This is a genomic window from Pseudomonas indica NBRC 103045 (genome assembly GCF_002091635.1).
GTDB lineage: Bacteria > Pseudomonadota > Gammaproteobacteria > Pseudomonadales > Pseudomonadaceae > Pseudomonas_M > Pseudomonas_M indica.
The window spans coordinates 101,205-114,358 of record NZ_BDAC01000006.1; the positions used below are offsets into that span (position 1 = coordinate 101,205).

Below are 13,154 nucleotides of genomic sequence, written 5' to 3' on the forward strand. Positions count from 1 at the left end.
CAGTCACATGGTAGCGTGACAGTGCTCTATAGCGGCCCAATTGGGAGTGGTGCCAGTTCTAATGATGCTATCAAAAGTATGATCGCCAATGGCGAGAACGTTCGGGTTATTAACACGACTGAGGCTGCAGCATTTTTGGAGTCCCAGCAGTTTAAAAATGCTGTTGCCAATGCTTTTGGTGTCCTTGTTCGTGATTTGGATGAGCGCGGAACGCCCGCAAATGATTTTCTTTTTGCTAGTAAAAATGGTGCTTGGTCAAACACTTCTGAGCGTTTTGTAAAAGCTGCTGTAGGGGCGGTTCGTGTTTTAGCTCCGTTTGCCCCAGAAAATAGAGTATTTGCTCAAGCCGAACTCCCGACGCTATTGGATAACCCCAATGTTACAAATGTTGATGGTTTCCCAAGAGCTGAGTTGGTCGAAATGCGCGACAAGCTCGGATTGGCTCAGGTCAAAAATTTCATTTCTGCCAATTCATTACAACAGGTCTTTTTCAGCGGATTAAGCAGCGGCAACGTAGCCGGCTATCTGGAGCTCACTCCTGAGTCGGTAGCGAAACAACTCGAAGACCCGGCAAAATTCGGCGCTTGGATAGAGCACCTACAAAGCCTTAGCCCTGAGCAGCGTGCTTCTTTCGAGTTGGGAGCGGGTGTATGGCGTGAACCTAAGCTCAATATCGGCTCGCGTATTCTCAATAAGCTTCCTTTGTTCGGTGCTCTATTGGGGTTCACCTTGGCTGCTTTACAAGCCTCCGAGGCGGAGGCAGCGGGGAATTCCGAGAGAGCCAGGGAAATCATGGAGCTTTGGGCATTCGATGCCGCCGGCTCGGAGGTGGGCGCGGCTATCGGAACGCTCGTCGGAGGAATCGTCGTTGGTGTTCTGGGGGCCGCAGGGGCGGCACTGTCCGCACCTGTTATGGGTGCCATCGTGCTGGGCAGCACGTTGATCGGTGCGATATTCGGAGGTGCGGGGGGAACCGAGCTTTACGAGCTGTTGCATGACCGGGATGCGAACGAGCGGATGGATGTCATCGATAAGCTCAGCAATCTGATTTTCGGCGCCACCTATACCATCAGTTCGCCTCTGCCACCCGATTTGCTTGCGGGTAATCGTCTTTCGCTGGATGCCACGCTGGGCCGCGACGAAATAGTGGCAAATGCGAAAAACGATATCGCATGGCGTTATGCACTGAGAGAGTTGAACCCCTTCGTCGTTACCGGCATCGACTACAGCCGCCACAATACCGATGGAACTTTGGATCTCTATGACCCTGCGGCTGGCGAAGGAGGTATGACCGAACAGTATCTCCAGGACAGAGCCGCCATGCTTACCTGGAAGATTGCCTATGACAATGGCTACCTCGATGAGGACGATGCTCCCCATGAAGGTCCGAAGCCTTATACCGATTCGTGGGATTCGAGCGAATGGGAAGGCAACTGGGACTTCGTCGACTACTCCCACAGGCTCCCCGGTGGTTCTCCTCTGACGCTGACCATCGACGGCAGCGGGCTCAGTCTTTCAGATCATCAGGTTGTTTTCGGTGGAAAGGAGGCGGATGTCGTGGAGGGGGGCGATCTCAGCGACCATCTTTACGGCATGGCAGGTAATGACGTGATAACTGCCGAGGGCGGTGAAGATTACCTGGAGGGTGGGCTTGGCGATGACCAGCTCGACGGCGGCGAAGATAACGATACGCTGTTGGGTGGTTCCGGCGATGACCTTTTGATTGGTGGGAGCGGCAACGACTCTCTTGAGGGCGGCGTTGGAAACGATCTCTACAAGTTCGCGGCCGGTTCCGGTTATGACATCGTTCAGGATGCCGACGGCCAGGGCCGGATAGAAGTTGATGGCGTCACCCTCGGCGGAGGTGAAAAGATCGCCGAAGGCGTTTATCGCGAAGCAGCCACGGGATGGACGTTTACGCGGGTCGATAACGATTTGCTGATTACCAACGCGAATAGAACCGATGCCATCCGCGTCGCCAACTGGAGTTCGGCACGTAATCTCGGTATCACCTTGGCTGGCGAAGCCTCCGAGCCGGTTATCGAGACCCCCATCACCGGCGACTTCATCAAACAACGGGACGGCTCCCAGTACGTCACCAGTGCCACCGGCTACGCCAGCGCCGGTCCGCAGGCCGATACCGCCGATGTGCTGTTGGGGGCGAGCGGTGCGGACAGCATCGTGGCCGGTGGCGGGAACGATGCCTTGTCGGGTGAGGGCGGCGACGACTGGCTCGACGGCGGAGCCGGGAACGATCTCATCCTCGGGGGGCTGGGGGCTGATCGCATCAAGGGCGGGGACGGTGACGACTTCATTTTCGCCGGTGCGACCGGCAGCATCAGCCGGCCTTCCTCCCCGGACGATCCCCTGCCTTCTTTCCAGGGAACCGAGTACAGCCGTGGCTTCAGTTGGGTCGCTTACCTGAGCGCAGCCGAGAACGCGTTGCGGTTCGCGGGTGTGAATAACCTCCGGGCACTCGCCGGGGACGACGGAAATGTCGTCGAGGGGGGATTGGGTAACGATCGCATCCATGCAGGCTCCGCTTCCGATGTGGTGCATGGTGGTGGTGATGACGATGTGATCTATGGGTTGGGAGGCAGCGATACGCTGTTGGGCGACGCGGGGAACGACTTCATCCGAGGGGATGGCAATACCCGGTCTGCGCTGTACCTGGAGCACACCGCCATCGAGCAGCACGGCAATGACCTGATCCACGGTGGCCAGGGTGAGGACAGCCTGGTTGGCGATGGTGGCAGCGACCTGCTGTACGGTGGCGACGACAACGACATGCTGTACGGCGACCGGATGAGCGATGGCACGCCGGATGAAACGCCGTTTGCCTATATGGGCAATGACACGCTGGATGGCGGCGAGGGAGACGATTACCTCGAAGGCGGAGGACGGGCCGACAACCTGCTGGGCGGTGGCGGTAACGATACGCTGTGGGGGGATGCGGATGCCGAGCTGCTGGATGCATCCGTGCATGGCGATGACACCTTGGATGGAGGCCAGGGCGACGACGTTCTGGGCGGCGGTGGTGGCAGCGACTTGCTGTACGGGGGCGATGGGGCCGATGAACTGATCGGCGATGAGCGCGGCGGATCGCTGGACGCTTCTGCCCACGGCGACGATACGCTCGAAGGTGGGGCCGGCACCGATACCCTGTGGGGCGGCGGCGGCCATGATGTGCTGCGGGGTGGCGACGGCAACGATTGGCTGGCCGGAGAGCACGAAACCGGCCCGGACGCGGTGTCGACCTTGACCGGTGACGACCTGCTGGAAGGTGGGGCTGGCAACGATACCTTGCTGGGGGGCAACGGCAACGACACGCTGCTTGGCGGTGGCGATGACGATCTGCTGTACGGCGGAGCCGGCGACGATGTGCTGGAAGGCGGGATGGGCGTAGACCATTTCGAAGGCGGATTGGGTGACGACCGCTATCGCCTGAGCGCTTCGGATGTAGAGGCGAACTCCCTCGAAACCATCGAAGACAGCGGTGGCTTCAATACCCTGGCCATCTCGGGTGCGGTGAGTGCCGGGGCCCAGGGGACGAATGGCGACTTGCGGCTGTCGCTGGGCCGTCCGGATGAGCGGCGTGAAGTGCTGATCCGTAATGGTTTCCGCGGGAGCATTCAGCAGCTCGACCTGGGAGGCGGGCAAACCGTTTCCTTGCAGGAGTGGCTGCAGACGAACCTCACCCAGTCATTGAACCTGACGGCCCAGGCGGGCGAAACGGTGTTGGGCGGCGGCGGTGCCGATACGCTCACGGCGGCCAAGTCTGGCGCGACGCTCGTCGCCGGGCGGGGTAACGATACCCTGAACATGGCGGGTAGCGGCGTCAGCGGTGTGGTGGCTGAGTTCAGTCTGGGCGATGGCATGGACAATGTTGTCGGCGGCGTCCGCCTCGATACCTTGAGCACGCGGCAGGCGAATGTCGCTCGCTTCGGTGAGGGTGTGGATAAATCCAGCGTTCGTCTGGTGGCCACCCGAGGAACCGATAGCGCCGCCAATCTCTACGTTGCCTACGGCTCGCAGGGCGATCGTATCCAGGTGACATTCTCGGGCAGCGGGACGGCGCTCTTAAGGCCTTTTGACCGATTCGAGTTTTCCGATGGCTCGGCTCTGACCTGGGAGCAGTTGGTGGCAGGCGGCGTTCAATATGACGCGACTACGCCGAGCGGGGTCGAGGCAATCGGTACGCTGGCCAACGACCACGTCCAGGGAGGCGAAGGTTCGGATACCGTGCGCGCCGGAGCGGGAGACGATCTCCTCGAGGGAGGTGCCGGTGATGATGTGCTATGGGGGGACGCTGGCGCAGACACCCTGGTCGGTGGCGCGGGTGACGATTACTTGAGAGGGGGTGACGGTAACGACCTGTACCGCTTTGGGCGCGGTTTTGGCCAGGACACTCTCGATAACTACGACCCGTCTGCGGGCAGGCGCGACATGATCGAGTTCACGGATGGCCTGCTGCCGGAGGACTTGCAGGTTTCCCGGAGCGGAAACGACTTGTGGCTGACATTGAAGGAAACGGGCGACCGGCTGACCGTACTCGGCTACTTCGCCAATGATGGAAGCGGCATGAGCGCCGTGGGTGCCATCCGCTTTGCCAACGGTACCGAGTGGGACATCCAGCAGGTCAAGGCAATGGTTTTGGCCGGTACCTCGGGGGCGGACAGCCTTGTCGGTTACGCGACTGGCGATGTGCTCAGTGGAGGAGAGGGAAGCGACCGGATATGGGGCAAGGCGGGAGCCGACACGCTGGATGGCGGTTCGGGTGACGATTACCTGAGCGGTGGGACTGGAAACGATGTCTATCGGTTCGGCCGTGGCTACGGCCAGGACACGATCGAGTCTGAAGACGATACGACCGACAAAACGGATGTGCTGGTCTTCGCGGATGGGATTTCTCCAGACGATGTGATCGTGTCCCGCTCCTCCGATCATGTGGTGTTGTCGATTTCAGGAACGCAGGATGCCATGACGGTGCTGGATTACTTCCGGGAGGATGGCCAGAGCAGTGCGCGGATCGAGCTCATTCGATTCGCCGATGGAACGGAGTGGTCGGTTGATCAGGTCAAGGCCAAGGCGATTCAGGGCACGGCGGGGGATGATCGTCTCTACGGCTATGCCTCGTCCGACTGGTTGAAGGCCGGCGAGGGTAACGACTCGCTTTATGGCAATGATGGCAACGACACGCTGGAGGGAGGCAAGGGCAACGATTACCTGGAGGGTGGTTACGGAAACGATACGTATCGTTTCGATCCGGGCTTCGGCGAGGACACGATCAATAACCGCGACGATGCTTCGGAGAGAACGGACAGTATCGAGCTCAACGGCGTGTCCGCGCGAGATATCAAGGTATCCCGTTCTGGGAGTGACCTTTATTTGCGAGCTGCGGGCGATACCGATTCCATCAAGGTTATGAATTATTTTGCGAATAATGGAGCGGGCCCCTCTCATATCGATTCCATTCGTTTCGAGGATGGAACGATCTGGACGGTGGAGCATGTAAAGGCGCTGGCGCTGCAAGGCTCCGATGCAGGGGATACTTTGTACGGCTACGACTCGAATGATCTTATCGAGGGGGCGGCCGGATACGACTATCTCTATGGCGGTGATGGTAACGATACCCTGCTGGGGGGAGAACATGACGATTACCTGCTCGGCGAAGCGGGGGATGACGTTTTGCGTGGCGGGGTGGGGGATGACGTTCTCTTTGGCGGAGATGGTAACGATACGTATGTTTACGCGGCCGGCGATGGCCAGGACGTTATAAACGGCAGCCAGAACCCGGATAGTCAGTCTTCGCTTCACTTCGAAGGTGATATCCAACCCGAGAACATTCGAGTCGCGCGTTCAGGAAACTCTCTTTACGTCTCCTTGATATCGGATACGGGATGGGTGAAGGGACAGGTCGAAATAAAAAATTACTTCACGGCCTCCGAGCAGGCGCTGCCGGTAGACAAGATTACGTTCGAGAATGATGTCGAGTGGGACCATGCGGCGATACGTGACTGGGCATTCCGTACGAGTCCCGGCAATGATTATGTCGTTGGCTTCGAGTCCGCGGATTATCTAAGCGGAATGGCGGGGAACGATACGCTCAACGGAATGGGCGGTGATGATGATATTCACGGCGGAGAGGGTAACGACGCACTTAGTGGCGACAAGGGAAACGATTCGCTCTACGGTGATGCCGGAAATGATTGGTTGAGTGGCAATGAAGGTAATGACCTTCTGCAAGGCGGCAGAGGCAACGATACGCTTTATGGCGGAAGCGGGTCCGATGTCTATGTGCATGAACTCGGGGATGGTGACGACACCATTTCAGAATCCCCGCGGAGCGGGGATGTGAATATTCTCCGCTATGGTGAAGGCACTGCTGTGAGCGATTTGAGTTTTTATCGTGTGGGACCTAGTCTGGTTATCTATAACGGTAAAGACTCCAGTCAGTTGACGGTGGAATTCTTCTTTTCAGAAAATGCGATCGGCTTCCTGGAGTTTGCAGGAGACCCGGAAAGTAGAGTATCCGCAGACTACATTCGAGAGAACGCCGACTATGGCGTGGCCAATACCATGACCGGAACATCGGCTGACGATGTTTTCAATGTCGATAACAGTCAGGATCAAGTGATAGAGCAGGCTGGTGGAGGCATCGATACGGTTATTGCCTCGCGCAACTATACACTTCCCAGTAATGTCGAAAATCTCACTCTCACAGGTGTTCTTGATCTTCGTGCTACAGGTAACGAGCTCGATAACATCTTGGTTGGTAATGATGGGGATAATGTCATTATCGGTGGAAAAGGGAACGATACGGCAAGCGGGGGTAAAGGGGACGATAAGTATTATGGGGTTGAGAAGGTCATTGAGTTGGAGAGAGAGGGTGTAGATACAATTTACGATATTTATGGCGGAACGCTGCCTGATAATGTCGAGAATTTTTCCCTCAATGACGGTACGGGAACTTACAGTTGGGATACCGTTGCCGTTATCGGGAACGATCTGGATAACACGTTGTACAGCAATAAAAAGCGCGGCAATCATCTCATCGGTGGCCGTGGTGCCGACACGATGATCGCAGCAGGCTCATCCGCAGTATTCTATGTGGATAATCCTGGGGATGTGGTGATTGCTGCAAAGGACGATATCTATGATCAGGTAGTCAGCGATATAGATTATACCCTTGGTGATTATGCCGAAAATCTGAAACTGCGTGGTGCCGCAGTCTTTGGAGGCGGCAATGAATTGAATAACGAGTTGGATGGTACCGAAAGCCAAGTGGCTAATGTCTTTCGTGGTGGTGCTGGTAATGATCTTTACAAATTGGGGGCTGGTGATGTAGCGATCGAGAACGTGGATGAAGGTTTTGATACCATTGTCATAATGCCGGTTGAGGGTGCCACGTATTCATTGTTGGATTATCCCAATATCGAGGGGTTGCGGTTGGATGGTTATTATGTCGGTGGGGCAACCGTGTTGGGTAACGAGCTGGATAATCAGTTATTTTCCAATACGCTTGGAAACCGGCTTGAAGGTGGCGCTGGAAATGACACCCTTGTTGGTGGTAACGGCGACGATACGCTGGCCGGTGACTCAGGAAATGACAGTCTCTCGGGTGGGGCAGGTTCCGATACGTACTTGTTCGGAATAGGCTCGGGGGAAGATGTAATTGCCGATGGAGCGGTTGGCGGAATAGATACTTTGCTTTTTGCCGATGGTGTAGATGCTGACCAACTCTGGTTTGCCAGGAATGGCGATAATCTGGAGGTCAGCATTATTGGCTCGAATGATAAGGTCACGATCCACTCCTGGTTTTGGGGACGCGATTATCACGTAGAGCAGTTCAAGACATCGGATGGAAAGACCTTACAGCATAGCCAAGTACAAACCTTGGTCGACGCCATGGCCGCGTTCGATGTACCCAGCGGTGAAGGCAAGGTGGTTCCTCAGGATGTGAAAGACACCTTGAAGCCGATACTGACCGAAGCCTGGGAACTCCCTATCGACACTACCAACAGCCAAACGGGAAGCACTAATACCGGTACTCAGCCAGAAAGCAACGGCAACACCCCGATGCCGCCCAGCACCAACACCCTGACCGGCAGTGACAATGCAGAAGAACTGCGTGGCACCGCGGCCGATGATCGGATCGACGGCCTGGCCGGCAACGACATCCTGCGCGGCGAAGACGGCAATGACCTGCTCAATGGCGGTGCCGGCGCCGATACCCTGCACGGCGGTAACGGCAACGACCTGCTGAACGGCGGCGATGCCCGTGACGTGCTGTACGGTGGCGCCGGAAACGACACCCTGCGTGGCGGCGCCGATATCGACTACCTGAAAGGCGATGCTGGCAGCGATACCTACCTGTTCGCCGCGGGCGACGGCTCGGACCTGATCAACAATGCCGACACCGATCCCAACAGCATCGACACCGCCCGCTTCGAAGACGCCAGGTTCGACGACCTCTGGTTCAGCCGCAGCGGCGACGACCTGTATATCACCGTTGCCGGCACCAGTGACCGGGCGATCGTCAGCAAGTGGTACGCCGACGCCAATAACCAACTGGATCGCATCGAAGCCGGCTCAGCGGTATTGCTGAACGAGCAAGTGGAAGCACTGGTCTCCGCCATGTCCGCGTTTGGCGTCCCCAGCGGTGCGGGCAAGGTGATTCCCCAGGACGTGAAGGACACCTTGAAACCGATACTGACCGAAGCCTGGAATGTCCAGGCCGATGACACCAGCAGCCAAACGGAAAACGGCGACACCGATACTCAGACCGAAAACAACAACGGCACCCCGGCGGCAACACCCACCCTCAATACCCTGACAGGCAGCGACAATGCCGAAGAGCTGCGCGGCTCCGCGGACGATGATCGGATCGACGGTTTGGGTGGCGCCGACACCCTGCACGGCGGTAACGGCAACGACCTGCTGAACGGCGGCGATGCCCGTGACGTGCTGTACGGTGGCACCGGCAACGACACCCTGCGTGGCGGCGCCGATATCGATTACCTGAAAGGCGATGCTGGCAGCGACACCTACCTGTTCGCCGCAGGCGACGGGTCGGATCTGATCAACAACTACGACACCGATCCCAACAGCATCGATACCGCCCGCTTCGAAGACGCCGCGTACGACCAACTCTGGTTCAGCCGCAGCGGCGACGACCTGTACATCAGTGTTACGGGCAGTCGCGATCGGGTGATCGTCAGCAAGTGGTACACCGATGCCAATAACCAACTGGACCGCATCGAAGCCGGCTCATCGGCACTGCTGAACAACCAGGTAGACAGCCTGGTCTCGGCGATGGCGGCATTCGCTGTGCCCGCAGCCGGCGCGATCATTCCTCAGGAGGTGAGGGAGCAAATGGCGCCGGTGCTGGCGGCGAGCTGGCAATAAGCGCTGCGGTAGAGCAACCCCGCGCCTGTGCATGAGTGCGTAGGCGCGGGGTAGCTATAGACGTTAGGAGTCTGTTGAAAAACTACCTGCGCTGCTGATACCGCGTAAGGCTCATTTACGTCTCATGTGCCTTCAACGTTTCGACAGCCTGCTAATCCAGGTTGCTGGAGGGAGACCGGCTCACGGCTGCCATGACGGGACTCGGCCGGCGATAGAGCAGGAGAACGAAGCAGCTCCGGTCGAGGGAAAACAGCCCGCTCGGCGAATTTATTCGCCAGGGCGCTGAGGCGCTATCACTCGCCGACATCAACCCAAATCCCCTGCGCATCTTCACGGCACACCAACGCCTGCAACGACTGCCCTGCACAGGGCCCGGCCACGCATTCGCCGGATTCGATGAGGAACAGCGCGCCATGGGTGGCGCATTGGATCAGGCTGCCGCTGGCATCGAGAAACTGATCGGGTAGCCATTCCAGGGGAATACCCCGGTGCGGGCAACGGTTGGCGTAGACGAACACCCGGCCGCCCTTACGCACCGCCAGCAGTTTCCGTCCGTTCCGTTCGAAGCCCCGGCTCCGGCCTTCCGCCAGGTCGTCCGGGGCGCAGAGCAACATCATCTTCACCTCCACGCGAGCCGGGGATTATCCCGGGCTCGCGTGTCGGGCGGAAGCGCTTTCGGCGCGTGTGAGAAACGCTCAGATCTCCCAGACCACATTCACCGCCGCATAACGGCCTGGCTGCGAGTAACGGGTCAGGCCCGGGTTGCTCTCGCTCAGCCCGCGTACGTCGCCCCACTGCCAGTACTCCTTGTCGGTGAGGTTGAACAGCCCGGCGTTGAGCGAGACCTGCTCGGTCATCTGCCACCAGCCGGTCAGGTCGAGGGTGCCGTAGCCTGCCGGTTCGAACTGATTGGCGGTCTGGGTCTCGTCGACGTGCTCCTTCGCCGCCGCCAGGGTCCAGGCCAGTTCGCCGCCGAAGCGCCCGCTCGGAGCGTCGTAGCCGAGGCCGAACACCGCCTTGAGCGGATCGACGCTGTTGATCGGCTGGCCGGTTTCCTCGTTCTTGCCCCGTGCGTAGGCGATGGCGCCGCGCAGCGAGGTGCCTTCCGGCAGGCCCAGGGTGCGGTCGAGACGCAGCTCGCCACGGGCTTCGGCGCCGCGGATGGTGACCCGGTCGAGGTTCTGGTACTGGAAGGTGAGGCGGCCGTTGCCGGTGGGGTCTTCGGCCAGGGTGACCTGCTCGATGAAGTCCTCGTAGCGGTTGTAGAACAGGGCCAGGCCGAAGCTGCCGACGGCGTATTCGCCGCGCAGGCCGACCTCGACGCTGTCGCTGGTTTCCGGCTTGAGGTCGGTGTTGGCGATGGTCTGGTAGTTGCCGGCCACGTTGACGAACTCGCCGAAGATGTCCACCGCATTCGGCGCGCGGAAGCCGGCGGCGTACTGGCCGTAGACGCTGTGGGCATCGTCCAGGCGGTAGGTCACGCCGAATTTCGGCGACAGGGCGCTGTCGCTGAAGCTGGACGGGCTGCTGTCCACCGGGTTGCCGTTGAGGTACTCGTCGGTAACGTCCGGCTTCAACCGGTAGTAGTCGTAGCGCAGGCCCGGCAGCAGGGTCCAGCGGCCGATCTCGATGCTGTCCTGGACGAACAGGGCGTATTCCTCGGTGACCGGATCGGGGAAGTCGCTGATCGGGAAGGTTTCGCTGAACGGCGAGGTCGGCACGGACGCGCCGGTATCGGCGAAGATTTCGCCGCCGGTGCGCAGGTCGCTGCTGTCGAGGCGCTTGAGGTCGATGCCGTAGATCAGCGCATGCTGGGTTTCACCCAGGCTGAAGGCCTTGTCGAACTGGGTGTTGAACGCCCAGAGCTGCTCCTCGTAGCGGGAGTCGCGATCGCGCAGGCGCGGACGGCCGGCGCTGAAGCGCTCCTGGTGAGTGCGCTGGCGGATCTGGCTGTCCTGGTGGCTGAGCTGCCACTGCACCTGGTCGGCGAGGACGCTGTCGAGCAGGAAGCGATGGCTGAGGGTCACGCGCTCGCGGTCGGTGCTGTCCTCGGCATCGTAGGTGCGCACCGTGGCGGTGGTGCTGTATTCGCTGAGCACGCGGGTGTCGGCGTCGTCCTGGTAGCGCTCGTAGGCGAGTTGCAGGCGGCTGCCGTCGGCGTAGTCCCAGCCCAGCTTGGCCAGCAGGTTGTCGATGCGGTAGTCCGATGGGTTGCTGTCTTCCCGGCTCGTGCCGATGCCGCCTTCGCCGCCATGACTGTCGAGCGCCTGGCCGTCGCGGCGGCCGATGTGCAGCAGACCGTCCACGCTGCCCTGGCGGGCGGCGAAGGTGGCGCTGCGTTGCCAACTGTCGTCGCTGCCGTCGTAGCCGGTCTTGAAGCGGGCGAAGGTGTCGTCACCCTCGTCGAGGTAATCCGCCGCATCCTTGGTCAGGAAGCTGACCGCGCCACCGAGGGCGTCGCTGCCGTACAGCGAAGAGGCCGGTCCGCGGATGATTTCGACGCGCTTCACGGTGTCCGGGTCGATGTAGTTGCGCCGTGCATCGAGGAAGGGGCCGAAGGTGAAGGCATCCGGCACGCCGACGCCGTCCACCTGGGTCAGCACGCGGTTGCCGCCAATACCGCGGATGGTGAAGCCGGACAGGCCGAAGCGGCTGCCGCTGCCGCTCACCGAGACGCCCGGTTCGTAGCGCACCAGGTCCTTGATGTTCTTCACGTTGCGCTGGTCGATCTCCCGCTCGTCGTGCACGGAGACGGTGCTGGGCACTTCGTCCAGCTTCTGCTCGCTGCGGGTCGCGGTGACCGTGATCACATCGAATTGGGTGGCGGCCTCCTCGGCGGCGAGCGCCAGGGAAGGAGAGAGCAACAGCAGCGCCAGCCAGGGGCGGCGGGCGAAAGGCGGTCGTTTCGACATGGGTAACTCCCTGAATGAGGCGGCTTCTATGTCCACCGGTTGGCATCGGCGGGAGAAATTATCGAGGTTGACTTCCAAATGCAAATAATTATCAAATAGATTCATCCAAAGTCGAACGGATTATTGATGCAGCGCGCCGTGCTCTTTCTGCTGCTCTCTGTTGCACTGCACTTGGCGGTGGGGATGAGTCTGCGCAAGCCTTCCGCGCCGCCTGCCGGGGAACCGGTGGTGGCGATGCCGGGGGCCTTGCGCCTGGCGACGGTGCAGTTGCAACCGAGCCCGCCGGCACCCATGGCTGCGCCGGAGCCGGTCATGGTGGCCAAGGCCGAACTCACGAAGCCGAAAGTGCAGGCGCAACCGAAGATGCAGTCGGAAAAACCGCCGGTGGCGCAAAAGCCGGAACGTCCGGTCGAGTCTGCTCGTCCGGTGCCGGAGCGGACGGGCCTGACCAATGTCCGTTCCACTGAGGCCATTCCGAAACCTGCTGCACCGGCAGCGCCGGTCAGAGCGGCAGCCCCGGTCGAAGTGGTGAGCCGCGAGCCGGCTTTCCTCGACCCGCCGCGCCAGCCGAGCTACCCGGCCCAGGCCCGGCGGCGCAACCAGCAGGGGACGGTATTGGTGGAGGTGCGCCTGGACGAACGGGGCGCTCAGCGTGAGCTGAAGGTGGCGCGTTCGTCGGGCGTCGAGAGCCTGGACCGCGCCGCGCTGGAAGCGGTGGCACGCTGGCGCTTCCGTCCGGAAACGCTGGACGGGCAAGCGGTGCCGAGCCGCGTGCAGATACCCATCCGGTTCGCCCTTACGGCGAGCCGCTGACAACAGAACGAGAAACAGCAC

At 60.1% G+C, this 13,154-nt stretch carries 4 protein-coding genes; 2 read left to right on the forward strand and 2 right to left on the reverse strand.

From position 1 onward, the window contains the following. Positions 1-78: 78 nt before the first annotated feature. Positions 79-9,408 (forward strand): calcium-binding protein, encoded by a 9,330-nt coding sequence (locus PIN01S_RS27320; protein ID WP_169715811.1) that lies wholly within the window; start codon positions 79-81, stop codon positions 9,406-9,408. Between the two features lie 293 nt (positions 9,409-9,701). Here PIN01S_RS27320 and PIN01S_RS09525 read toward each other — a convergent pair whose 3' ends face one another. Further along, positions 9,702-10,025: a Rieske (2Fe-2S) protein gene (locus tag PIN01S_RS09525; RefSeq protein WP_084335418.1), complete on the reverse strand. Its 324-nt coding sequence runs from the start codon at positions 10,023-10,025 to the stop codon at positions 9,702-9,704. A 78-nt stretch (positions 10,026-10,103) separates the two neighbouring features. Then, a complete protein-coding gene (locus PIN01S_RS09530) occupies positions 10,104-12,320 on the reverse strand; it encodes a TonB-dependent hemoglobin/transferrin/lactoferrin family receptor (protein ID WP_084335419.1) in 2,217 nt (738 codons plus the stop codon). 126 nt (positions 12,321-12,446) lie between these two features. Between PIN01S_RS09530 and PIN01S_RS09535 the strand changes: the two genes are divergently transcribed. Then, the gene (locus PIN01S_RS09535; protein ID WP_084335420.1) at positions 12,447-13,133 is read left to right on the forward strand and encodes an energy transducer TonB; all 687 of its coding nucleotides are present in this window, start codon (positions 12,447-12,449) and stop codon (positions 13,131-13,133) included. Positions 13,134-13,154: the final 21 nt, after the last annotated feature.

Bases quoted from the DNA above. Each gene is read 5' to 3' on its own strand.
- PIN01S_RS09535 (WP_084335420.1), top strand. From the start codon at position 12,447: ATGCAGCGCGCCGTGCTCTTTCTGCTGCTCTCTGTTGCACTGCACTTG.
- PIN01S_RS27320 (WP_169715811.1), top strand. From the start codon at position 79: ATGATCGCCAATGGCGAGAACGTTCGGGTTATTAACACGACTGAGGCT.
- PIN01S_RS09530 (WP_084335419.1), bottom strand. From the start codon at position 12,320: ATGTCGAAACGACCGCCTTTCGCCCGCCGCCCCTGGCTGGCGCTGCTG.
- PIN01S_RS09525 (WP_084335418.1), bottom strand. From the start codon at position 10,025: ATGATGTTGCTCTGCGCCCCGGACGACCTGGCGGAAGGCCGGAGCCGG.